Raw genomic sequence first — 23,841 nt, 5'->3', positions numbered from 1 at the left:
CGTCTGATGTGAAAGATCTGACTTATTAGATCTGATCTATGGCTAGAGTGGACCAGGCGCCATTCGACGCCCGCACTCAATCGGCACCAGGAGATCCGTGAGCCGCACACGACACCCAGCGATGTGGACCGCAATCGTCGGAACACTCGCGCTCGGCGTATGCGCACTGTTCTCGCTCATGCTTGGCATCGTACGCCTTAGCCCTACCGAGACGCTCGGCGCCCTCTTCGCGCCAGCCAACGCAGAAATGCAGGCGGCGACTGTCGTGTGGTCGATCAGACTCCCCCGGATTGCCGTGGCAGCGCTCGTCGGCGCGGCGCTCGCCGTCGTCGGAACCGTCATGCAGGCCATCCTGCGAAACCCGCTCGCAGAGCCAGGCATCACCGGCGTGTCCGCAGGCGCTGCAGTCGGGGCTGTCGCCGGCATCACTCTCGGGTTCTCTGGCACGCATCAGTGGGGAGTCCCGGTCGCAGCATTCGCCGGAGCCGCCACAGTCGCCCTAATTCTGCTCAGCGTGCTGCGGAGCCGTCGCGACCTTGGACCAGGCACCATCATCCTCGTCGGCGTTTCAATCAGTGCCCTCGCCGGCGCGCTCATCAACGTTCTCATTGCGAACGCGAAAGACGACGCGCTCGTACGCAGCGCAATGTTCTGGCTCGCCGGAGACCTCGAACTGCGGAGCTGGGATCACGTCACGCTCGCCATTGCCCCAATCCTGATCGGCGTCGCCTACCTCGCGACGCGAGTGCGTGCGCTAGACGCGCTCGCGCTCGGCGAAGAAATCGCCGCGACGTCCGGGGTGAACGTCACGCGAGAGCGCACGGTACTTCTGCTCGTCGCCGCGCTCGTCACAGGAGCCGCAGTCGCGGTGAGCGGAATCATCAGCTTCGTCGGTCTCGTTGTACCCCACTTTCTTCGACTACTCGTCGGCGCGTCGCACGCGCGACTCCTGCCTCTCGCGGCACTCGGTGGGGCGCTCTTCCTCATCGCCGCCGACACCGTCGCGCGCACCGCATTCGGAGCAGTCGTCGTGCAGACAGGCGTCGTCGCCGCGCTCGTCGGCGCGCCCGTGTTCCTCGCGCTCCTGCTTCGAAAGGGCCGCTCGTGATCCCCGCCCCGAGCGTGCTGCAGTCGCTAGAGCTCACTGAGTTCGGTGCAATACGCGGCAGCGTTTCGCTGAGCGACCCGCTGTCGCTGCGGCTCGAGCCCGGCACGGTGCTGGGGATCGTCGGCCCGAACGGCGTCGGAAAGTCCTCCCTGCTCGGCGCGATCGCGCACTCGGGCGTCACAAGCTACGGTCGAGCGGTGTTCGGAGGTGAGGATCTCGGCAGGCTCCGCCCGAAACGCCGTGCCCAGGTCGTCTCGCTCATGGCGCAGGATCACGGAGCGCCCGGCGAGCTGCGCGTCAACGAGCTTGTCGGGGTTGGCGCCTGGGCCTCGGGGCGGGAGGATCCGTCCGAAGCTGTCGCGGCGGCACTCACGCGCGCCGGGATATCGAACCTCGCCGACCGCCGGTACGGGACGCTCTCTGGAGGCCAGCGCCAGCTCGTTCAACTCGCGCGCGTGCTCGCACAGAACACCCCAATTGTGGTCATGGACGAACCGACGAGCGCGCTCGATCTCGCCCACCAACGCGCGGTCGAGCAGATCATGCGAGGCCTCGGCAACCAGGGCCGGATCGTGATCGCCGCAATTCATGACCTCAGCCTCGCACTCAACACGTGCACACGAGTGCTCCTGCTCGATCCTGGCGGCGCGTCGCACAGCGGTCCGCCTCATGAGGTGCTCGGGCCCGAGCGCGTGTTCGCAGCGTATGGAGTACGCACCACGATCCACACCACCCCGCAGGGCCGCCGCATTCTCGCGGCGGATGACTGATCGGGGAGCGCCAGGCGCCCCTCGCGAAAGGAAGACATGAAGACAACTCGCACGCTCACCACGGTTGCGCTCATCGCCCTCTCGGCGATGGCGCTCACAGGCTGCGCTGCAGCAGCACCTGCCGAGCAATCAGGATCGTCTGAGCACGACACGGGCGCGCAGCGAGGACAGGGCTTTCCGCGCACCATCGAGATTCCCGCGGGTCGCGGCGGTGACGCACACAGCCTCACGATTGAGGCTCAGCCGAAGGCGATCGCTGCCCTCGACTACGAAAGCGCCGAGGTGCTTGCCGATCTCGGGCTCGCCGACAGTGTCGTGCTCATCCCCGAGGCTGTACTCAATCCGGCGCTCGGCGGTCACACTGAGGAGCTTGCCAACGTTCCAGCCACATTCCCCGTCGCGATGAACCTCGATACCGAGACGGTGATCGCTGCTGCGCCCGACCTCGTCATCATGAGCCCTCGGCACGGAGCGGAATCGTCAATCGGTGCAGTGCTTGCAGAGGCCGGCCTCCCGACCTTGCAGCTGCCAGACCCCTGGACGAGTCCGAGCATCCTCGCGAAAAACGTCTCCCTCATCGGCCAGGCGACGGGTACTGAGGCACACGCGGACGCGCTTGTTGCGGCGATCGACGACGGGCTCACCGAGAGCGCGGCGAAAGTCTCCGGGGCGAAAGCGTCTGACGCCCCGCGAGTGCTCGTACTCACCAACCAGGCCGGCAGACCGTTCGCGACAGGAGGTGACGCGTTCCCGCTGCACCTCCTCGATCTTGCGGGCGCCGTCAGCGTGTCTGATGAACTCGGGATGGAGACAACTGGGCCGATCAGCGCCGAGCAGATTGTCGAGGCGAACCCAGACGGCATCGTACTCATCGACATGAATGGCACAGGCGACCGCATGTATGCGGAGCTGCTCGCGAACCCCGCAGTCGCCACCGTTCCTGCCGCGGCAGACGACATGCTCATGCGGGTCACGGGCCGAGAAGTGCAGGCGTTGGGCCTCGACTCGACCGTCGGCGGCCTCAAATCTCTCACCGACTGGGTGGCGACACTCGGGTAGCCCCGCACACTACCTGAGCGCGTGCCGCCCCCAATGCGGTGCGCGCTCGATACACTCAGTGCATGTCCTCCACACAGCTCGGTTCGCACAAGGTGCGCGAGGCTCATGATTTCCTCCGTTCGCGCATCAGCACGGGTGAGTGGCCAATCGGCCAGCTCATCCCGAAAGAGCCTGAGCTCATGGACCTCATCGGCGTTGGCAGGTCAACAGTGCGCGAAGCTGTCCGCTCGCTCACGACCCTCGGAATGCTCGAGCCAGTTCCCGGCGTCGGAACGTTCGTGCGCGCTCGGACCCCAGTGAGCTCACTGCTCACCGAGTTTCTCATCGAGCAAGACCTTGAAGAGGTGCTCATCTACCGCCGCTCACTCGAAATCGAGGCGGCACAGACTGCGGCGGTCAAGCGCAGTGACGCGCAGCTGGCTGCGCTGCGTGCGAGTTACGAGCGGAGTCTCACATTCGACGAGGCTCCCGAGGGTGCAGCGATGAACCCAGCAAACTGCGAGCGCTGCAACGATATCGCCCGGCCCGACTCTTTTCACAGGTTGATCGTAGAGGCGAGCGGCAGCAAACTCCTGCTCGACCTGTACACGGGAGTCATGACTGTCCTCGGCCGGGCCGTGGCGCGCGGGGTTGTATTTCTTGGCATCTCTTCAGACACGATGCACGTCGACCATGGGGCGCTGCTGAAGGCTATCGAGGAGCGTGACGTGCGCGACGCCGCACACACAATGGCGTTGCACGCTGACCGCGACCTCGGGGTGCACGCAGACATGCTCGATCTCAGCCCGAACACTGAGCGCGCAGAAAGCCTCATCGGGGCCGGCTACGACCCACAGGGCCTGGCCACAGAGACCCCCTAGGCGGCGCCTGTGTAGTGCGTTGGCGCCGCGACGCACTACGCGCTGCGCAGGCTCCCCGGGCTTTCTACTACGCCTGGGATCTGCACTACACATGCCCAAACGCTGGGCGGAGCAGCAGATCTTCTGCAGATCACAGACCTACGCGCCGACGCCCCAGCCGCGGGCACACCCCCGGGATGGCGCGCCTAGGCCCTGAGCGTCACCCGCCCGCGCATCTCTTGCACGCTGTCAACGCCGGTCAGTTGCATGGTGCGCACGGCTTCCGACCTCATGATCTCGAACATCCTGTCGACGCCACGCTCTCCCCCGGCCATAAGGCCATAGAGGTACGCCCGCCCAACCATGCAGGCGTCGGCGCCCAAGCCAACGGCAGCGAGCACGTCTGCGCCCGAGAGGATGCCGGTGTCGAGGAAGACCTGGGCCCTCCCGTTCACCGCCTCAGCCACCCGCGGCAGCAGCTCGAGCGGTGTTGGCGCGCGGTCGAGCTGACGCCCGCCGTGGTTCGATACCACGACCGCGTCGACACCCAGCTCGACGACTCGCTTCGCGTCATCGACTGACTGGATGCCCTTCACAACGAGGGAACCCTCCCATTCGTCGCGGAGCCACTTCACGTCATCAAGGCTGAGGCTCGGGTCGAACATCTTGCCGACGAGCTCCGCGACTGTGCCGTCAAACGATTTCAGGCTGGCGAACTCGATCGGCTCTGTCGTGAGGATGTTTGCCCACCAATTCGGGTACAGGGCAAAGTCGACAAAGGTCTTCACGCTCAGCGACGGCGGGATCGTCAGGCCGTTTCGTGTGTCGCGCAGGCGGTTGCCCGCCACCGGAGTGTCTACAGTCAGTACGAGGGTGTCGTAGCCGGCTTCACGTACCTGGTCGATGAGCTGCTTCGTTGCTGCGCGGTCTCTCCAGAGGTACAGCTGGAACCAGTTGTCGCCGCTGGGCACGGCCGACTGCAGATCTCCAGGGGCCGTGGTACCCATCGTCGAAAGGGTGTACGGCACACCGGCGCGAGCCGCGGCCCGCGCAACGGCGACCTCGCCCTCATGCTGCATCATCCGGGTGAAGCCAGTGGGGGCAAGGATAAGCGGGAAGCTCGCTTCCTTGCCGAGGATGGTGGTTCGTGTGTCGACGTTCGCGACGTCGTGCAGCACGCGCGGCTCGAACTCGACTCGCGAGAACGCGTCGCGTGCACGCCAGATCGAGAGCTCTCCCTCTGCCGCGCCGTGTACGTAGTAGAACACCGATTTTGGGGTGCGCCTGCGCGCCGCCTCCGCAAGGTCCTTGACAGTCAGCGCACGCTGGAGTCGACGTTCGACGGGGTCGAGTTCGGGCTTCTTGAAGCCGAGGAATGGCGAGATTTCGCTCCACTTCGGCAGCTTGCGTGCAATCTTGCGAGTTCCGAGGGAGTCAGCGTTCTCGCTACTCACTTGTCTCCACCACCAGTTCCGAGGTATGCCTGAATGATTCCGTCGTCTGCGAGAAGCTCAGCCCCCGTGCCGGAGCGCACGATTTCACCGTTCTGGAGGATGTGGCCCTCGTCTGCTGCTTGGAGTGCCCTGCGTGCGTTCTGCTCGACGAGCACGACAGTGGTACCGCCTGAGCGGATCTCCTCGATGACTTTGAACACCTCGTCGACGATCTTCGGCGCGAGTCCCATCGATGGCTCGTCCATGAAGATCACGCGCGGCTCAGCGAGCATTGCTCGTCCGATCGCGAGCATCTGTTGTTCGCCGCCTGACAGGGATCCGGCGGGCAGCTGCCGCCGCTCGCCGAGCACGGGGAACCGCTCGTAGATACCGTCGATCGCGGCAGCTGCACCTCCGCGCAGTTTTCGCGCTCCGAGCTGCAGGTTCTCGCCGATCGTCAGCGTGCTGAGCACCTGGCGCCCTTCAGGAACCTGCACAAGGCCGCGGCCAACGAGCTTGTGCGCGCTTGTCTTCGTGATGTCTTGCCCCTCGAAGAAGATCTTTCCGCCGGTGGGCTTCACAATGCCAGAGATCGCATTAATGATCGACGATTTGCCGGCGCCGTTCGCGCCAACGAGCGTCACAAGTGACCCTCGCTGCACCTCAAACGAGATACCGCGCACAGCTTCGACCTTGCCATATGACACTTTGAGGTCGGTGACGCGAAGAATTGGCTCTGTCATGGTTAGGCCCTCCCGGTTGTCGAGTCGGAGCCCGAAGCTGCGTCTGCGTCTGGTTCCTGCACCGCGCCGAGGTACGCCTCGATGACTCGCTCGTCAGCCTCAATTTCTGCAGGCGTGCCGCTCGCGAGGAGCTGGCCGAAGTTGAGCACCGCGATGTGGTCACAGGTGCCCAGCACCATTCCGACGTTGTGCTCGATGAAGATGATTGTCAGCCCGTCGTTTGCGAGTGACCTGATGAGCTCGGAAAGTGCCTCGGCCTCGACGTGGTTCATGCCTGCGGCTGGCTCGTCAAGGATCAGGACAGAGGGGTCAGCCGCGAGGGCCCGTGCGATCTCGAGTCGCCGCTGGTCGCCGTACGAAAGCCCCTTCGCTTCGACGTTCGCCTTGTCGACGAGACCAACTCTGTCGAGGCAGCGAGCGGCCTGAGCGAGCGCCGCACGCTCGTCTCGGCGCGCCGACGGCAGCCACAGGAGGCGCCGCAGGAATGTCGGCTTCGCGACGAGGTGGGTGCCGATGAGAACGTTCTCGAGCGCCGTCAGCCTGTTGAAGAGCTTCGAGTGCTGGAACGTTCGAGTGACGCCGGCCGCTGCAATCTTGTGGACCGGGGTGCGCCCCACCTCGACGCCGAGCACTGTCGCCGACCCGCTCGAGGGCGGGATGAGTCCGCTGATCATGTTCACGAGCGTTGTCTTACCTGCGCCATTTGGCCCGATGAGGCCGACTACGTCGCCGCTTCGGATCGTGAGGTCGACGCCCTGCACCGCGTGTACTCCGCCGTACTCCTTAGCGAGCCCTTCGAGCTGCACGACGACCTCGCCCTTGGCTGGGTGCGAACGCATTGCTGCGGGGGCAGCGCCAGGCGCGGTGAGAGCCGCGACGTCAATCTTCTGCTTGCGGCGCGGCACGAGGCTCGCGATGCCGCCGGGGAGGTACAGGATCACGATGAGGAGGAGCAGCCCGGAGATGAAGGGGCGCAGCCACCCGGCTTCGATTCCGACCGCCCGCTGCAGCTCGGGCAGCATTGTCTGGAAGCCAGAGCCAAGAATCGGGCCGAAGAAGTTCGTTGAGCCACCGACGACAGCCGTGACGAGGCCATCGATGGCGGTGGAGAAGCTGAAGTCCTCGGGTGCGATGATACGCATGAAGTATGCCCCCAGCACGCCGTACAGGCCAGCGATTGCACCAGCCGACACGAAGGCTGCGAGGCGATGGCGGCCGACATCGATCCCGATCGAGCGAGCGGCCAGCTCGTCTTCGCGGATAGCTTCGAGCGCGCGACCGTAGCGTGACCTGCCCTGACGCCAGAACCAGTACGCGACGACTACGAGCAGTACCCAGGCAAGCTCGGGGCCGACGATCTTCGGCACCGACATGCCCTGAGCGCCGCCGGTCCAAGACTGGTTGAGAATGAAGATTCGAATACCCTCGGCGAAACCGAGCGTCGCGATCGCGAGGAAGACGCCACGCAGTCGCATTGTCGGGATGCCGAGAATCACCGCTGCGAGCGAGCCAACGACCATGCCGATGAGGATCGCGACGATGAGTGTCGGCACTGGGCCCCACGACGCGGGGGTGGGTGCAAGGGTGGCGGCAACGAAGGCTGCAATACCTGCGAAGCCGGCCTGGCCGAGGCTGAGCTGGCCAGCGACGAGCACTGCGTAGAACGAGTAGGCGAAGATGCCGTTGAGGGCGATGAAGACGAGAACTGATTCTGTAAACATGTGTTTAGACCTCGCGCACCTTCCGCTTGCCGAAGATTCCCTGCGGCATGAGCAGCAGGATGACAAACAGCAGCGCGAACGCGATGAAGTCGCGCCAGCTCGATCCGATGTACTGGATCGCGAAGACTTCAGCGATTCCAAGCACGAGTCCGCCGACGAGTGCGCCCGGCAGCGACCCCATTCCGCCGACGATGATGACAGCGAGGCCCTTCAGCTCGATCGCGGTTCCCATGCCGAGCTGTGCACTGTTCACGTTGAGCGCGAACAGGACGCCTGCGACGGCACCGAGTGCCGACGATATTGAGAACGTCATTGCAGTGACGCGGTCAACGTTGATTCCGAGTACGCGCGCCGCGGTCGGGTTCTCGGCGACTGCGCGCATCGAGCGGCCAAGCGACGAGCGCTTCACGAGCACGTTGAGTGCGATGACGAGGCCGATGCAGATCACGACGATTGCGAGCTGCACGTAGGTGGCGCTCGCGCCGAACAGCTCGACCTTCCCCTCGGGCGCTGTGCCCTCGGGGAATCGCCGCGTCTGCGGGCCGAAAAAGGCTTGCAGCACTGCGACGATCATTCCTGCCATCGCGATCGACGCGATCAGCCCCGCAAAGTGGGCGTCTGGCCGGTTCTTGAGCGGGCGGAAGGCCACCCGCTCGATCACCAAGCCGAGGAGCGCCCCGGATACAAACACGAGAACGAGGATCACCCAGATCGATAGTTCGAACGCTTCGGCGAGGCCGATGCCGACGAACGCCGAGGCCGCGAACACGGCTGGATGCGCCAAGTTGAGGCGATCCAGAATGCCAAACACCAGTGTGAAGCCGATGGCGAAAAGCGCGTAGATCGAGCCTATGAATAGGCCGTTAAGCAATTGCTGCATGGGTGATCCTCGTTCAGGGGTGGTGCGTGCTTAGCGCAGAACGGCGAACTTGCCGTCCTTGACGATCTGCACGACTGCCGGGTGCTCTGCGTCGCGGTTCTCGTTGATGCTGACCGCGCCGAGTGGCGTTGCGACATCCTTGAGCTGAGCGATCGAGTCGCGAAGGTCGGCACGCTCAGCCGAGCAGGTGCTACGGATCGCGTCGTCGATGAGGTAGAGCGCCGAGTACGCCTGGGCCGCGAACTGGTCGGGCTGCGCGCCGAACTTTTCTTCGTATGCTGCGAGGAACGCCTGGTTCTCAGCGTTGTCCGACGCCGAGTTCCACGCAGCACCGACGACGACGCCCTCTGCCGCATCACCCGCGTCTGCCATGAGCTTCGGGTTGTTGAACCCGTTGCCGCCGATGATCGGCTGATCGATGCCGAGCTCGCGCGCCTGCGTGACGAGCGGGATGGCTGCCTCGATCAGCGCCGAGACGACGATTGCGTCGGGGTTCTTGTCCTTTGCCGCTGTGAGGAGGCTACGGAAGTCGGTATCTGCCTTCGAGAATGTGAGAGTGTCGAGTACCTCGACGTCGGTGCCCTCGAGCGTCTCTGCCATGACTTCGTAGCCCGATTCGGTGAAGGCGTCGTCGTTCGAGTACATCACGACGACCTTCTTCAGCCCGAACTCGTCGATGACGGCGTCGATCGTCTGCGGGATCACCTGTGCTTCGGTGAGCGAGTCACGGAAAACGAACTCGCCGATGTCGATGATGCCGCCTGCCGTCGTCGAGATGCCCATGACTGGCATGCCTGCCTCGTTGGCGATTGGCATTGCAGCGACCGCGGTGTTCGAGAGCGTCGGGCCGAGCACGATGCTTGTGCCGTCGCCTGCGAATGTCTCCATCACGCTAATGCCCTGGCGCGGCTCGGACGCGTCGTCTTCAATGCTGAGCTTGTACTCGATGCCGTCGGCAGCGTTGAGCTCGGCGAGCGCAAGCTCGAGGCCCTGCTGCTGCGACGCGCCGTAGCTACCAGCGCCGCCAGTCAGGCTCAGCGCCGCACCGATCTTGACGGGGCTGTCGATGACGCAGCTGTCGCCCGATCCGGTTCCGACGAGGCCGCCCGCCTCACCGCCGGATTCGCCTCCCCCACCGGTGCTGCAACCGGCGAGCAACAGGGCGGACGCTGACACAACTGCGGCGGCGCGAAGCTTCATCTTCATTGAGTTCTCCTAGCAGAATTGAGCACGCAAAAACGTGTGGAAATAGACGATAGTTATCCGACCACGCTGTCATAACACCCATTGGTTTTCAAAGACTCGCCGGAAAACTTGACCAGATGTGCCCAGATTGCAACATATGGAGACTGGGTGGCTACAACATTTCTGGGTGTGAATTCGTGCCCGGCGCTCAGGCCGCGTGTTGGCGCTGCTCGGAATCCACGCCTCGGGCAGTATCGAGTCTTCGGATGCTGCCGTCACCGCCCAACTGGACTTCCCCGTCGCAGCACCCACCGAGTCCGTCCGAGCTGCGGGCGAACACGAGAAGCGCAACCCCGTCGACGCTGCGCGCACGTGCGCAGGCTGCGAAGAGACCAGCCTCACGCTGAGCTTCGCCCCCATCGAGCACGAGCACACTCGGGTCGTGGGCGAGCGCGCGAGCAAGCGCGAGTCTGAGCTGCTCGGCTCGAGGCAGGTCACACACCCGCTCGAGCAGCAGCGTTGGGCTGAGCTCAGTGAGCGCGAGGATGGCAGAGACCCTGGATCCAACCGCACTCGAGGACGCGCCCGGCCGCGCGCGCCTGATTGCTCGCCGCAGTTGCGTGCGGACCGTGTGCGTCTCGGATGTCGCACGGTCGGAGGAGTATGAAACAAGCTGGATCGCCCGGCGCTCTTCTGGCGTTCGCACGGCTGCGCGCGGTTGCTGCTGAACTCCATGGATCAGGAGCCCACCCCCAATTCGCAGCGCCGAGCTCGGGCTCAGCCCGCCGACGATCGCGAGTGCGAGCATGCTCTTGCCGCTGCCGGTGGGGCCTGTCACCGCGAGCCCCTCCCCACGCCCAAGCGCTACCGACAGCGGAGCCGTCGACCCTGGCACAGCTGGCAGAGCGACTGCTAAGTCACGAAGTTCGAGCGAGTGACTCACCGCTCGCGAACATGCCGGGTCCTCGCCGCCGCCAAGTTCGGCGCCCGCACGGCGAACGACGCCGCGCGCCGTGATCGCGTTCCCTGCAGAAGCCACCGACGTAGGCATGCAAAGGGGAAGACTGGCCGGTTGCGCGAGCGCGCGCCGCGGTGCCTGGGCAGTCCGCCGCCCGAGAGCACTCTCTGGGCAGAACGTTTCGACTATCTGTCCGTTCTCAAGCACGGAGATCTCGTCGGCAAATCGCTGCGCGAGCTCGAGGTCTCGTGTGAGCACTATCACGGTCGTGCGGATTGCGCGACGCATCCCCGCGAGCGCCTCAATCACCTCGACTGCAACTGGGCGTTCCAGGCCAGCAAGCGGCTCGTCAAGAACGACAAGTTTGGGTGAGCCGACGCTGACAGGCCGGGCGAGCGCTTGCGCAAGTGCCACCCGGCGCCGGAGCCCCGGCGGCAGCTGCTGGGGCTCGCGGTCAAGGACTCTCGGATCGTTGATACCGAGCCTGGCGAGTGCGGCGTAAAGCGTGAGGTCGTCGAAGGCGAGCCCTGGAAAGCGCGCCGAAAGCGACGAGGCGAGTGCGTCGCGCACCGTGGGCTCCCCGCGAAGTTCGCCCTCGGGGTCGTCCCCCAGCCAGGCGACGTGCGTTGGGGTCGCTGCAAGGCCTGCGTTATCGAGTGGATCAAACCCACCGACACGCACGCTTCCGGCCGTCCGATGCAGGCCAGGACAGAGCGCACCCCTGAGTGCCCAGCCAAGTACAGTCTTGCCGGCGCCCTTGCCGCCCACGACAGCGCGAACTTTGCCGTGCTCGATGCGGGCCGAGATGCCTCGGAGCACGGGCTTGGCAGCGCCAGCAGCACCGCCGACGGTGAGGCCTTCGCACGTAATCATGTCTCCCCTAACGAGCGCGGCCGCGCCGAAGTGCTCAGTGTCGGTGCGAAACTTGCACAACGACTCAATTCATCTGATGATTGCTTTCACCAGATAGTAGCACCGAGTTAGGTAAACCTCACCCACGTCTGACGTGAAGAGTGGCTGTGACGTGCGGCGACTACCCGACTGCCGCGAGGCCAGCAGCTGCAGCCTCGTCGAGGAACCAATGCACGTTCTGGTGGGTTTGCAAGAGGCTCGCTGGCAGCGCCTCGGTGACTTCGCCCTCGATCGCCGCTTGAACTGCCGCGGCCTTCGCCGGCCCTACTGCGATCACAAGCAGCTCCCGTGCTTCAAAGATCGTTCCGAGCCCCTGCGTGATCGCCGCCGTGGGAACGTCTTCCTGCCGTTCGAAGAATCGTGCATTGTCTGAGATCGTCGTCTCCGCGAGACTCACAACGCGCGTCCGTGATGTGGCAGACGAACCCGGCTCATTGAACCCAAGGTGCCCGTTGCGGCCAAGCCCGAGCACCTGGACATCGACGCCACCCGCCTCCATGATCGTTCGCTCGTACTCCTCGGCGGCATCGGGTCTGCCCGAACCATCAGGGATCCGCACGAGCTCGGCGTTGAGCCCAGCCCCAGCGACGGCGTCCCGCCGAATGACGGCGTGGTAGCTTCGCGGGTCAGACGGGTCAAGCCCGAGATACTCGTCGAGCGCGAAGCCTCGAACGCCCGACTGGTCAAGCCCGAGCTCGCGCGCTTGCCTGCCCCACTCCGCATACACCGCAACTGGAGACGAGCCGGTCGCAAGCCCGACGACAGCCGAGGCGTCTGCGCGCACGCGATCAACGATTCGTTTGGCCGCGGCCTGCGCGAGCTCAGCCTCGGTCGTGAAGACGTGAATGTGCACTGTAGTACTCACTTTCTGCGCTTTGCGGGCGCACTAGCGATCGACAACGCGCGAGTACACGCAGCCGTCGATATCGAGCGTCTGCGCGACGCCATCGATGAAGTTTCTGAACCTCGCCCGCTCGGGCGTGCCCGGCTCTGCTCCAACAGCGAACGTTGCCGGTTCTGGGAGCGCCACAAGCGGCGTATCTTCGGTTGGAGCCTCAACTCCGCTATACGCCCGGAGCACGAGATGCCCAGCGGTGCCGGGCTCGGCTGAAACGCCGACCTCGTAGTGCGGACACCAGGGTGTGTAGCTCCGATAATGGCCACTCAACCCGGAGACCTCCGCACCCCCCGTTGAGAGCGGCCCCCGCGAGACGCGAATGGCCGCGACGGGATCGGTCGCACCAGGCGCGACCGCGCCGCCTGCGGCGTCCCCGCTCTCCACACACGTTACGAGCTCGGCGTGGATTGCCCGTGCGAGCAGCTCAGCGTGCGGCCACTCCCCCGGTGTGCTGAGGGCGACGGCAACAGTGAGGTCGAGATCTGGGTGCGAAATCAGGAAGGCGCCGTAGCCGATCATGCCGCCGCCGTGAGTGAGCATCGAGCCGAGCGCCGTCGGTTCGACGTTCGCACCAAGCCCGTACCGCGCACCATGCACCTGCAGGTGTGGCCCTGCCGCAAGGATGTCTTCACCGCTGGGCGCCGTAGGCGTCGCAATCGCGGCGACGGCGGCGGGGAGCCACGCGCGCTCGCGCGGGAATGCGGCGGGCCGGGTGAGCGCGAGCCCAAACTGGAGGAGCTCTCGGGCGCTCGCACCGACATTGCCGTCGGCGCCCGCGGGCTCGACCCAATTCTGTTGACTCAGCGGATCGCCGGGTGCCCAGTGCGCGTCATCGCGCGTCGGCACCGTTCCTGGGCACAGCCTGGCCCGCTCGGCACCCGTGATGCTCCCGAGCGCCCCAGGCAGCCCGAGGGGCTCAAAAATGCGCTCCCTGAGCAGGTGCGGAAAGCGTGTGCCCGCCGCCTCGGCGAGCGCGAGGCCGAGCACGACGTATCCCACATTCGAGTAGTGAAAGCGTTCACCCGGCGCGGTGATGGCGCGCGTACCCGGAAGCTCAAGCGCCTGCGCGATTTCTCCGGGCATGGCAGAGTTGCCTGCGATCCAGCCAGCCGTGTGCGAAAGCAACTCGCGCAGCGTCGGCTCCGAGGCGCCCTCCGGCAGCTCAAGCCACGGCAGGTACGAACGGACCCTGTCGTCGAGCCGCACGACGCCCTCCACCTCGAGCCGGGCGGCGGCGAGCGCGGTGATCGTCTTTGAGATCGAACCAATCTCGAATCTATCGTGCACTTCAACTGGGAGGCCCCCGGGGCCTCTCGTGCCAAACGCAAGCTGCTCGATGAAGTCGCCGCGGGCGAGCGCGACAGCGCCCCCTGTGACCGGCGCTTGGGCGAGCAACTGCCTGAGGAGACCAGTGACGGGATCGCTGCCAAGTACGTTGTGCATCGACGAGGCGCTCACAGCGTTCCCTCCCCTGCACGCCAGGCGGGATCGTCAGCACGCGCTACCGCGGCACGGGACCGCTCGCGCTCGAGGTCGCTGTCGTGTCGCGCAGCAAGAGCCTCCCACACCGCCGCGCGGCCTGGATCCGGCGCGTAACGCGAAAGCGTGGCGGCACGCGTTGGAGGCTTCTTGCCGAGGCCGACGAGCAGTGTTGCGATCGCCCCAAGCGCCGAGTGGTCCGCGTCGCTCTCATCTGCGAGCACTTCCCTGCCGCACGCATCGGCGAGGTCTTGGAGCGCCAGCGGCGACGCGAGCGAGCTACCGGAGGCAATGATGCGCCCGTCGACGTCTGGCCCGATCGCGAAGATGCACCGTCGAAGCTCGAGGATCACGCCCGTGAGAAGCCCGCGCATGAGTGCGCCTCGCGTTGTGGCGAGTGTCAGTCCGTGGAACGCACCGAAGATACCTGGTTCCCAGAGCGCTCCCTGTTCTCCGGGCCCCACGTATGGAAGTACAGCAGGCGCGGCGAGCGGGTCGACAGTGCTCGCCTCTGCCATGAGGTCGGCAACGCTCGTTGCGCCTGTCAGGCCTGTCAACCATTGGAAGGCGGAGCCCGTCGCGACGAGGTCCATTTCGAGGCCGTAGCCCCCGAGCGCGAGCGGAGTGACGAGCGCCTGCCCCTCTGCTCGCAGTTCGAGTTCACGCCTGGTGCCGAGCACGACGGTGCTCGTCCCCGAGATGATTGCGACGTCGAGCCCTGGCCGCGTTCCGAGAGCCTCGGCGCCGAGCACCGAGTCGGCGCCTCCAAGAGCGACAGGAATTCCCGCGCGTACCCCGATGAGCCTGGCGACGCCGGCGTCGAGCCCGCGAGACTCGCTCGACTGCGCAATTGGTGGAAGCTCCGGCCACGGGCCAGCGGCGTACGCGCCAGTGGTGAGATCGTAGACGCCACTCCCCGCGGCCGTCGAGGGGTCCGTAAGCAGTTCGCCGGTGAGCTGTTCGAACAGGTAATCCTTTGCTCCCGCGAGGCGAACTGTTCGGGATGCGACCTCGGGATCGCTGTCACGCAGCCGGAGAAACATCGGCACGAGGTATCGGCCGTCAAATTGCTGGCCGGTTCGCTCATAAGCGACCGCGTTCGCGTGTTCGCGTCGCAGCCACTCGGCCTCTGTCTCGGCGCGTGTGTCTTCCCAGACGATAGCGCTCCCAACAGGTTCTCCGTCGGCGTCGAGACACACGAGCGTCGGCAGCATCGCCGAGAGCCCGATGCCCACCCAACGTTCGGCCCCGGTCGCGGCGGCGAGGCGCGCGAGCGCACCGATCGCCGCCGCCATCCAGTCTTGGGGCGCCTGTTCAGCTGCCCCGAGCTCTGGTCTGTGCGTCGGGTACGGCTGACGCTCCCTAAAAAGCACCCGACCGGATTCAACCCCAACAGCAATTGCTTTGAGGCTTGAAGTGCCAAGGTCGAGTCCGATCGCGATGCCCTCGGGAGGCGTCATGCCGCGCCCTTTCGTCGTTGAATCGCTTAGCGCGAGAATTCTTGCTTCAGCACCTTCATGGCGCCAGCAGCGGCCTCAAGCGTGTCGTCAATGTCGCGGTCGTCGTGAACGAGCGACACGAAGAGGTTCTCAAACTGTAGCGGGTGAAAGAGCACGCCGCGCACAAGCATTTCTTCGTACCAGCGCTTGAAAACGCCCTCGCGGGTGTGGGCTACGGCGTCGCGCCAGTTCTTAATCGGTCCGTCTGCGAACCAGAGCTGGAATACGGTGCCGAGGCCAGTCACGTACGCGTCGATCCCGTTCTCATTGGCGATCGATTCGAGCCCACGCGCGAGCCTGTCGCCGAGCGCGCGCTGCCGCTCGTAGAGCCCTGGCTCAGCGAGCAGGTCCATCGTTGCCGAGACAGCCGCGCACTGCACGACGTTCGCGTTGTAGGTACCCGAGTGGGAGTAGGTACCGTCGGCGATGAGGCGCATCGCTTCGGTCGTGCCGCCAATTGCGGCAACTGGGAAGCCGCCGCCGACGCCCTTAGCGTAGGTGGTGAGGTCGGGGATGACGCCGTAGTACTCGTGCGCACCGCCGCGTGCGATCCTGAAACCGGTGATGACCTCATCAAAGATGAGCATCGCGCCGTACTTGGTCGTCTCGCTGCGGAGGAGCTCGAGGTAACCAGGCTCGGGGAGGATGCAGCCCGTGTTGAGCACCGCCGGCTCGGTAATAACGGCGGCAATCTCCTCGCCGCGCTCTTCCATGAGCTTAACGAAGCTCTCAGCATCGTTCCAGGTGAGCACGACAAGCGTCTCTTCGAGCTCCGCGGGCACCCCGAGCCCCATCGCGACGGGGCGGGGGCGATCTGCGGAACCCGCCTTGTCGAGGTCGACGTGATTCGACCAGTACACACTGTCCTGCCACCCGTGGTAGAGGCCTTCAAAGCGAACAATGATGCGGCGGCCCGTCGTTGCGCGAGCAATGCGTACGGCCTGGCCGACTGCCTCGGAGCCCGAGTTCGCAAAGCGCACCTGTTCGACGCCTGGAACTGCTGCGACAACCTTTTCCGAAGCCTCAATCTCGAGCTCGTATGGAAGGCCGAAGCTCGTGCCCTGTTCCTGCACAGCCTTCACTACGGCCTCGGTAACGACTGGGTGGCGGTGGCCGAGGATGTCTGGGCCGAGGCCGAGCAGATAGTCGACGTACTCGTTGCCGTCGACGTCGGTGATGCGCGAGCCCTGACCCTGCTCGATGAAGAGCGGGTAGGGGTTCCAGCCGTTGCGCGGGAGGCGGGCGGTACTGCCCGCGCCGCCGGGAATCGTGAGCTTTGCGCGCTCGAAGAGTTCGCGAGAGCGCGCGGTGCGCGCGGGGAACGCCGAATCGAATGTGAGGTCCACGTTGAGCCTTTCAATTACCGCGGGGAGGATCTCCGCCGCTAGCTTGTCATACTAAGCATATACAGAGTGGTGACGGTGCGCAATACCTAGCGCAATGATCCGGCAGCCCACTCTCCAATTGCGGCGGCGACGGCGAGCGTTGCCGCACCGGTTGGCCCCTCTGGCCACCCGGCAATCGGCGCCTCAAGGTAGGCGACCCCACCGATGTCGAGGTGCGCCCACGGGACCTCACCGACAAACTCGGCGAGAAACCCCGCTGCGTGGCGACCAAGATCCGGGCGGTCAAGTGGCGCGTTCTTTGCGTCGGCGACGCGGCTCTCAAGCACCACTTCTTCGCCATACGGAAGCGGGATGGGCCAGAGCGGGTCTGCGACGCCGCCCCCGACTGCCTGCAGCCGCGACGCAAGAAGCGCATCGTTCGACCACAGCCCGGCGGCCCGGAGCCCCGCGCCGCCGTCAGTGAGCGTGCCCAGGTCGAGCAGAGCCGCCGCCCCTTCCGCGCGCAGCCAGGCGAGTCCGTCGGCGATCACGAGCCTGCCCTCGCAGTCGGTATCCACAACCTCTGTTGTGCGGCCGTCGGGGTGCGTGACGACATCGCCCGGCCTGACAGAGCTCCCAGACACCGCGTTGTCACACAGCGGAAGAATCGCCTCGACTGGCGCGCCGGGCTTCCCCAAGCGAGACGCGAGCACAAGCGCGGCGGCGACAGTGGCGGCCGACGCCATGTCGCTCTTCATCCAGGCGAGCTCACCCGGGTCCTTCTTCACATTGAGCCCACCCGAGTCGAAGGTGACCCCTTTCCCGACAACGCCGAGTGTTGGGCCCCCCTGGCCCGCAGCGGACCAGCGCAGCCGCACGACAATAGGCTGGCGACTCGAGCCGGCACCCACCGCGACGAGCGCGCCGAAACCCCGTTCGCTGGCGTCATCAGCCGACCAGAGTTCGACCGTCACGCCTTTGCCGTGAGCCTCGGCAAGCCTCGCGATCTCATCGCCAAGCTCCTGCGGTCCGAGCAGGTTCGCCGGCCGCTCAGTGAGCTCGCGCACCCACCCGCGGGCGCGCGCCCGAAACACCGCGGGAGACGACTGCGCCACGCCGTCCCCAAATACAGGCATGAGATCTTCGTCGAGGGCGGCAGCCGGCCGCTGGGTCGCAAGCCACGCACCGCTCCACAGTGCATCACGCAGCGGCCCCGGGAGCTCGCCGAGCGCGACATCGGCAGCTGCCCGGCCCGAGAACCACAGCTGCGCTCGCCCGCCACCTGCTGCCCCGAGCCGTAACCCCGCCTCGAAGAATCGCTCCTCGTCGCTCGGCGCTCCGGGGCCGCGGCGTGCGCCGGGGAGCCGGCACACAACCACGGTGACCGGCCCCGAGGCCAGTGGAATCACGATCCTGCTGGGCTCGCTCCCCGCACGCGCATCCACGGCCCCGGCGACCGTAGCGGCGAGTTCGGAGTCGGTAACGCCCAACTCGGCGGCGAGGCGGTGAAGCCCATCACCCTCAGGCGCGTGCCCACCAACGCGCCACCCGTCACCCAGCAGCAGCAGTGATTCCTGCATCTGAACCCCTCGCTACTTCTCGGCCTTGTGCACACCCGTGAGGGTCTGCGTCGAGAGGTTATTGATCGATCCAACGAGCGGAGACAACACGAAGCCGTCCCAGGCGGGGTTGAACGCTTCGATCACATTCGGGTAGGCGTAGACGATGTACGGCCGGTCGTCAAAGATGATCTGCTGCATCTCGTTGATGATCTCCTGGCGCTTTACGGCGTCAAGCTCGGTGCCCTGCGCCTTGTAGAGCTCGTCGTACTTCGGGTTGCAGTAGCCGCTGTCTGAGTTTCCTCCGAGGGAGTCGCACGTCAGCGTACTGAGGATGAAGTCAGGCTCGTACGGTGGCGCCCAGTTCCACATTGCAATGTCAAAGTCGAGGTACTTGTTGTCTGGGGCTGTGATCGCGTCCCAGGCGGCGTCTGAGTCCATCTTGCGCTGCTCGACCTTGATGCCGAGCTTCTCCCAGCCGCGCTGCATCGTCTGGAACGCGCGGTCACCCGACCCTGACTCAGCCGTCGGGAACACAAGCTCGTACGCCATCTTCTCGCCGTCGGCGACGCGAATACCATCGTCACCAGGTAGGTAACCGAGATCATCGAGGATCTTGTTTCCAGCCTCAATGTCGTACGGGAGCCCTGGAAGAGATTCGTTCTTGAATCCCGAGATCGGGGTCAGCAGCGTCGACCCTGGCTCCGCGTTTCCGAGGTAGGTCTGCTCAACAATTTCATTCCTGTCGATGCCGTACTCAAGCGCCTTGCGCACCTCGGGGTTGAGCAGCTCGCGGTGCGCGGTCTTCTCGGGATTCGTGTTGATGACGACGTTCTTGATCGAGACGCTCTGCCCGGTCTGCACAGTCATGCCGTCTGCCTTCAGCTTCTCAACCGCTGTCGGCGGCGTTGTGAGGCCAACCATGTCGACCTGGCCGCTCTTGAGCGCAGACACCATGGCGTCGTCGTTCGCGAAGAACTGCAACCCCCATCCGTCTATCTCTGGAGCCTTGCCGTACCAGTTCGGGTTTGTCTTGTACATCATCATCTGGTCCTTTTTGTAGGACTCAAGCGTGAATGGGCCGCCGGAGACGATCGGCGGGGCGTTGTCGAAATTCGTGAGCTCGATGCCGTCACCTGTCGCCTTCGGCGCCCAAATGTGCTCCGGGAGAATATGGAGAGCCTGCACCTGCGTCAGCACGTTAGCGACTGGCGCGTCATAGGTGAAGACGACAGTGTTGGCGTCTGTCGCCTCCGCCTTATTCAAGTGCGCCACCCACCCCGACAGAATGCCAGTGGGCCCGTCTGCGTATTCAAGGATAAGGTTTGCGGTGAACGCGACATCCTCGGCGTCAAGCGCCTCACCGTCGCTCCACTTCGCGTCCTTCACTGTATTGAACGTCCACGTGGTGCCATCTGCGCTCGACTCCCACGACTCTGCGAATGACGGGACGATTTCGAGGTTCTCGTCGTACTCGGTGAGGTGCGGGTAGATGTACTGGTACATCACGCTCGAGTAGTCGGAGTCCGACACAAACGGGTTGAGCGAGTCGACAACCGCGGTCGCCCCGACCCGCAGGAAGTTGCTGCCCCCGCCTGCGCTTCCTGATCCGCCAGGAGAGCAGGCGGAGACTGATATGACAAGTGCGGCCGCGGCTGCGACAGCCAGGCCCGCGCGTACTGCGATCTTCATTGATCCTCCATCGACTGATCGGTGCGCGCGGCCCGCGCACCTCTCTCAGTAGACTTAGCATACTATATGGCGCTACTTCTCATATAGGCAGTAAAGTAGTTCCATCGCCCGAGGATATCTCGGGCCGCATGCACCGTCGCTGCACTGAAAGGACCCCCGATGCATCGAGGAAGATATATCTGGCGCAGGACTCTGTTCGCGCTCGTCACGGTCTTCGTGGCCGTCACAATTAACTTCCTGCTATTTCGCGTACTGCCAGGATCGGCGGCCAATCGTCTCTCACGCGTGCCAGGCGCCTCAGCCGAGATGAAGGCAACCCTTGAGCGGCAATTCGGCATCGACAAGCCGCTCTGGGAGCAATACCTGCTCTACCTCAAGGGGCTGTTCACCGGAAACCTTGGCATCTCGTTCTCGAACAGGCAACCGGTCGCGGCAAATCTCGCGGAGGCCTTCCTCAACACGCTCCCCCTCGTGCTGAGCGGCACCATCATCGCGCTCGCTATCGGCATCACACTCGGCATCCTGAGCGCCGTGCGGCGCGGCACCGTCTTCGACCACGCGATGACGAACATCTCGGTAATCTTCTACGCGTTTCCGACCCAGTTCGTCGGGGCAATGCTGCTCATTTTCTTCGCCGGTGTCCTGCCCTCAGCCGGCATGGCAGATCCGTTCGCAATCGCGTTGGGTCCCGGCGAGCAGTTCGCAGACAGACTTCGACACCTCATACTCCCGGTCGCGACACTCGCCCTCACCCTCTACGCCGAGTACCTCCTCATCATGCGTTCGTCAGTTCTCGAGACACTCGGCGAGGATTACGTGCTGACTGCACGCGCGAAGGGGCTTCCGCGTGGCAGGATCATCCGTTCGTACTCGGTGCGCAACGCGATGCTCCCCACAGTCACGATGGTCGCGCTTGCGCTCGGGACAGTCGTGAGCGGCGCGATCCTGATCGAGGTCATCTACTCGTGGCCGGGTATCGGCCGCGAGCTCTACCAGGCGGTGCTGCAGCGCGACTACCCGATGCTCCAAGGCGGGTTCCTCGTCATCACAATCACCGTCGTCGTCTTCAACTACCTCGCCGACCTCGCATATGCGTGGCTCGATCCGCGGGTCTCCGATTGAGCAAGGAGCACACAATGGCAGCACCAGGCACCACACTTTTCTCGCTCCCCCGGAGGCGCAGGCCGAAGGACCGCCGCCGCGGCGCGTTCGCGACCGCGCTCAGGCAACCGAGCGCCATCATTGGGCTCGCGATCATCGCTTTCTTCCTCCTCGTCTCAATCTTCGCACCACTCCTCACCCCCTACGCGGGAAACGAGGTGAGCTGCGGAGTCTTCGAGGCACCCTCGCCAGCGCACTGGTTCGGCTGCGACGACGGTGGTATCGACGTGCTCACGCTGGTGCTTGAGGGCGGCAGAGTGTCAATGTGGGTGGGTTTCACGGCGGCGGCGATCGCGATCGTGATCGGCTCGGCGGTCGGCATCCTCTCCGGCTACTTCGGCGGCTGGGTCGACACCGTGCTCATGCGCATCACCGATTACTTCCTGGTAATCCCACAAATCGTACTCATGATTGTCATTGCCGCGGTGTGGGGCCCAAGCCTCAACCACGTCATCATCGTGATCGGCGTACTCATGTGGACGGGCACCGCCCGCATCGTAAGGTCGCAGGTGAAGAGCCTGCGCGAGCGCGTGTACGTCAAGCGAGTTGAGGCGCTCGGCGGCAGCCACCTTCGCATCATCATGCGGCACATCCTGCCGCAGCTCGGGCCGCTCCTCGCGGCGAGCGGCGTGCTCGCCATCACCGTCGCGATCTTCAACGAGACGGCGCTTGCCTTCCTCGGCCTGTCTGACCCAAACACAGTTACGTGGGGCGTCATCATGGAGCACGCGTTTAGTCGCGCCGCGATCAGCACAGGCGCCTGGTGGGCAATCGTTCCAGCCGGCGTCGCAGTGGCGCTGCTCATCCTCGGCTGCTACCTCGTCGGCCGCGCCATCGAGGACGCGCTCAACCCGCGCCTGAAGATCTCTCACCTCGCATTGCGCACGTGGGCGATCCGCCCGCTCGGGTCGACCGAAGACGCGAAGGCCCGCGCGACGACGAAGCGACCCCCGACACACTCAGTTACTGCTACGAACGGAGCGGGCGAATGACCGCAGCACCTTCCCCCACCCCCGTGCTTGAAATCCGCGACCTGCGGGTCTGGTTCGCAAACGACCGCGGCGACGAGACCGAGACAGTCCACGGCATCTCCCTCGCGCTCGCGCCAGGCGAGCGGCTCGGCCTCGTCGGCGAGTCGGGCTGCGGCAAGACGACAACAATTCTCGCCGCCCTGGGCCTGCTGCCAGCGAACGCAACAGTGGGCGGCCAGATTCTGCTCGACGGCGTCGACATCATTGCGGGCGGCGACGCGACCGTTCGCCCCCACCGCTGGAAAGACATCGCGATGGTGTTCCAGGGCGCGATGAGCGCGTTTAACCCGGTCAAGACGATCGGCTGGCAGATTGAGGAGGCGCTGCGCTTCCACGGCTTCCCCAAGGCAACAATGCAGGAACGGGTGCGTGAGCTGCTCGGCCTCGTCGGCCTTCCCGAGGGCACCGAAAAGCGATACCCGCACGAGCTATCTGGCGGCATGAAGCAGCGCGCTGTCATCGCGATGGCTCTCTCGTGTGAGCCCAAGGTGCTGCTCGCCGATGAGCCGACAACGGCGCTCGATGTCGTTGTGCAGGATCAGATCCTCGGGCTCCTCGTCGAGCTCTCGGAGCGGCTGGGGCTTGCGGTGATCCTCGTTACCCACGACCTCGGCGTCGTTGCGCAAAGCTGCTCGCGAGCCGCGGTGATGCGTGCGGGCGAGATCGTTGAGATCGGCGCAGTCGAGCAGCTCTACCGCGCCCCCGCGCACGAATACACACGCACGCTGTTCGAGTCGACGCCCGACATCGCTGCCGTTGCGAACGCGAGCCGCGCACACGCGCCCGCCGCCGAGCCACTACTCGCGGTGCGCGACCTCACCGTGCACTACGCCGGTCGCCGTGAGCATCGCGCCGTTGACGGGATCTCGTTTGATGTCGATCGGGGTGAACTCGTCGCGCTCGTCGGCCAGTCGGGGTGCGGCAAGACGACAACGATGCAGTCGATCATGGGACTCATCCCCGAGGCCGCTGGCAGCATCGAAGTTGCCGGGATCAGCGCGCTTGGGGCTCGGCGCGCGGCGCGCAAGCAGCTGCGGTCGCTCGTGCAGCCGATCTTTCAAGACCCGTACGAGTCTCTCGATGTGCGCTTCACTGTCGCGGACACGCTTGAGGAGCCCCTACTCATTCACAAGGTGTGCAAGACCCGCGAGGAGCGGATGGCACGGATTGTCTCCGCGCTCGAGTCGGTGGGCCTCACACCCGTGGAGCAGTACCTCGACCGCTATCCGCACCAGCTGTCAGGCGGGCAACGCCAGCGCGTCGCAATCGCGTCGGGGCTCGTGTTGACGCCGTCGCTGCTGCTCGCCGACGAGCCAGTGAGCATGCTCGACGTGTCGGTGCGCTCGGGAGTGTTGCAGCTGCTCGCCGAGCTGAAGGACTCTGCCGGCCTCGGGATCCTGATGATCACGCACGACCTGTCAACTGCCGCGGAGTACGCCGACCGCATCATGGTGATGCGCGAGGGCAGGATCATTGAATCGGGCACCCCAGACGACGTCGTGAATCGCCCGCAGGATCCATACACCCAGCTGCTCATCAACAGCATCCCGAGCCCTGACCCAGCCCACAGTCGGGCGTGATAAGGCGCG

The 23,841-nt window shown here is 65.1% G+C and carries 19 protein-coding genes; 7 read left to right on the top strand and 12 right to left on the bottom strand.

All coding sequences use genetic code 11. The annotated features are described in order from the left end of the window. The first annotated feature begins 97 nt into the window (after nucleotides 1–97). The 4 genes from ACF07D_RS11595 to ACF07D_RS11580 all read left to right on the top strand — a co-directional run bounded on the left by ACF07D_RS11595 (nucleotide 98) and on the right by ACF07D_RS11580 (nucleotide 3,797). Nucleotides 98–1,108 (top strand): FecCD family ABC transporter permease, encoded by a 1,011-nt coding sequence (locus ACF07D_RS11595; RefSeq protein ID WP_391505007.1) that lies wholly within the window; start codon nucleotides 98–100, stop codon nucleotides 1,106–1,108. Then, nucleotides 1,105–1,878 (top strand): ABC transporter ATP-binding protein, encoded by a 774-nt coding sequence (locus ACF07D_RS11590; RefSeq protein WP_391505006.1) that lies wholly within the window; start codon nucleotides 1,105–1,107, stop codon nucleotides 1,876–1,878. Before ACF07D_RS11595 ends, ACF07D_RS11590 begins: the two co-directional genes overlap by 4 nt. Before the next feature lie 36 nt (nucleotides 1,879–1,914). Next, nucleotides 1,915–2,937, top strand: coding sequence for an ABC transporter substrate-binding protein (locus tag ACF07D_RS11585; RefSeq protein WP_391505005.1), 1,023 nt, complete (start codon nucleotides 1,915–1,917; stop codon nucleotides 2,935–2,937). 62 nt (nucleotides 2,938–2,999) lie between these two features. Next, on the top strand, nucleotides 3,000–3,797 hold the full coding sequence (locus ACF07D_RS11580) for a FadR/GntR family transcriptional regulator (protein WP_119284676.1): 798 nt from the start codon (nucleotides 3,000–3,002) through the stop codon (nucleotides 3,795–3,797). A gap of 185 nt (nucleotides 3,798–3,982) precedes the next feature. Here ACF07D_RS11580 and ACF07D_RS11575 read toward each other — a convergent pair whose 3' ends face one another. The 12 genes from ACF07D_RS11575 to ACF07D_RS11520 all read right to left on the bottom strand — a co-directional run bounded on the left by ACF07D_RS11575 (nucleotide 3,983) and on the right by ACF07D_RS11520 (nucleotide 20,060). Then, on the bottom strand, nucleotides 3,983–5,230 hold the full coding sequence (locus ACF07D_RS11575; RefSeq protein WP_391505004.1) for an alpha-hydroxy acid oxidase: 1,248 nt from the start codon (nucleotides 5,228–5,230) through the stop codon (nucleotides 3,983–3,985). Continuing rightward, nucleotides 5,227–5,952, bottom strand: a complete 726-nt coding sequence (locus ACF07D_RS11570; RefSeq protein WP_391505003.1) for an ABC transporter ATP-binding protein — start codon at nucleotides 5,950–5,952, stop codon at nucleotides 5,227–5,229. The genes ACF07D_RS11575 and ACF07D_RS11570 overlap by 4 nt, the downstream gene beginning before the upstream one ends. Before the next feature lie 2 nt (nucleotides 5,953–5,954). Continuing rightward, a complete protein-coding gene (locus tag ACF07D_RS11565) occupies nucleotides 5,955–7,673 on the bottom strand; it encodes an ATP-binding cassette domain-containing protein (protein ID WP_391505002.1) in 1,719 nt (572 codons plus the stop codon). A 4-nt stretch (nucleotides 7,674–7,677) separates the two neighbouring features. Next, nucleotides 7,678–8,553 carry a branched-chain amino acid ABC transporter permease gene (locus ACF07D_RS11560; protein WP_391505001.1) on the bottom strand — a complete coding sequence of 292 codons (876 nt, stop codon included), beginning with the start codon at nucleotides 8,551–8,553 and terminating at the stop codon, nucleotides 7,678–7,680. A gap of 30 nt (nucleotides 8,554–8,583) precedes the next feature. Further along, nucleotides 8,584–9,759 carry an ABC transporter substrate-binding protein gene (locus tag ACF07D_RS11555; RefSeq protein ID WP_391505000.1) on the bottom strand — a complete coding sequence of 392 codons (1,176 nt, stop codon included), beginning with the start codon at nucleotides 9,757–9,759 and terminating at the stop codon, nucleotides 8,584–8,586. Nucleotides 9,760–9,946: 187 nt separating this feature from the next. Beyond that, complete coding sequence (locus tag ACF07D_RS11550) at nucleotides 9,947–11,569, bottom strand: ATP-binding cassette domain-containing protein (RefSeq protein WP_391504999.1); 1,623 nt, start codon at nucleotides 11,567–11,569, stop codon at nucleotides 9,947–9,949. Between the two features lie 160 nt (nucleotides 11,570–11,729). Next, nucleotides 11,730–12,473, bottom strand: a complete 744-nt coding sequence (locus ACF07D_RS11545) for a glucosamine-6-phosphate deaminase (RefSeq protein ID WP_391504998.1) — start codon at nucleotides 12,471–12,473, stop codon at nucleotides 11,730–11,732. A gap of 21 nt (nucleotides 12,474–12,494) precedes the next feature. Continuing rightward, nucleotides 12,495–13,964 (bottom strand): serine hydrolase domain-containing protein, encoded by a 1,470-nt coding sequence (locus tag ACF07D_RS11540; protein WP_391504997.1) that lies wholly within the window; start codon nucleotides 13,962–13,964, stop codon nucleotides 12,495–12,497. Then, nucleotides 13,961–15,445 (bottom strand): FGGY-family carbohydrate kinase, encoded by a 1,485-nt coding sequence (locus tag ACF07D_RS11535; RefSeq protein ID WP_391504996.1) that lies wholly within the window; start codon nucleotides 15,443–15,445, stop codon nucleotides 13,961–13,963. Before ACF07D_RS11535 ends, ACF07D_RS11540 begins: the two co-directional genes overlap by 4 nt. 26 nt (nucleotides 15,446–15,471) lie before the next feature. Then, nucleotides 15,472–16,830, bottom strand: coding sequence for an aspartate aminotransferase family protein (locus tag ACF07D_RS11530; protein ID WP_391504995.1), 1,359 nt, complete (start codon nucleotides 16,828–16,830; stop codon nucleotides 15,472–15,474). Nucleotides 16,831–16,916: 86 nt separating this feature from the next. Next, complete coding sequence (locus ACF07D_RS11525) at nucleotides 16,917–18,389, bottom strand: M17 family metallopeptidase (RefSeq protein WP_391504994.1); 1,473 nt, start codon at nucleotides 18,387–18,389, stop codon at nucleotides 16,917–16,919. A gap of 12 nt (nucleotides 18,390–18,401) precedes the next feature. Beyond that, a complete protein-coding gene (locus ACF07D_RS11520) occupies nucleotides 18,402–20,060 on the bottom strand; it encodes an ABC transporter substrate-binding protein (RefSeq protein ID WP_391504993.1) in 1,659 nt (552 codons plus the stop codon). Between the two features lie 159 nt (nucleotides 20,061–20,219). Between ACF07D_RS11520 and ACF07D_RS11515 the strand changes: the two genes are divergently transcribed. Genes ACF07D_RS11515 through ACF07D_RS11505 form a run of 3 tightly spaced genes read left to right on the top strand, consistent with a single transcriptional unit; the run spans nucleotide 20,220 to nucleotide 23,832 of the window. Continuing rightward, nucleotides 20,220–21,182: an ABC transporter permease gene (locus ACF07D_RS11515; RefSeq protein WP_391504992.1), complete on the top strand. Its 963-nt coding sequence runs from the start codon at nucleotides 20,220–20,222 to the stop codon at nucleotides 21,180–21,182. 14 nt (nucleotides 21,183–21,196) lie between these two features. After that, nucleotides 21,197–22,213 (top strand): ABC transporter permease, encoded by a 1,017-nt coding sequence (locus ACF07D_RS11510; RefSeq protein WP_255808194.1) that lies wholly within the window; start codon nucleotides 21,197–21,199, stop codon nucleotides 22,211–22,213. Beyond that, nucleotides 22,210–23,832, top strand: coding sequence for a dipeptide ABC transporter ATP-binding protein (locus ACF07D_RS11505; protein WP_391504991.1), 1,623 nt, complete (start codon nucleotides 22,210–22,212; stop codon nucleotides 23,830–23,832). Before ACF07D_RS11510 ends, ACF07D_RS11505 begins: the two co-directional genes overlap by 4 nt. Nucleotides 23,833–23,841: the final 9 nt, after the last annotated feature.

Source organism: Leucobacter sp. NPDC015123, assembly GCF_043080205.1.
Lineage (GTDB): Bacteria > Actinomycetota > Actinomycetes > Actinomycetales > Microbacteriaceae > Leucobacter > Leucobacter aridicollis_A.
This window is presented reverse-complemented; position numbering and strand designations above follow the sequence as displayed.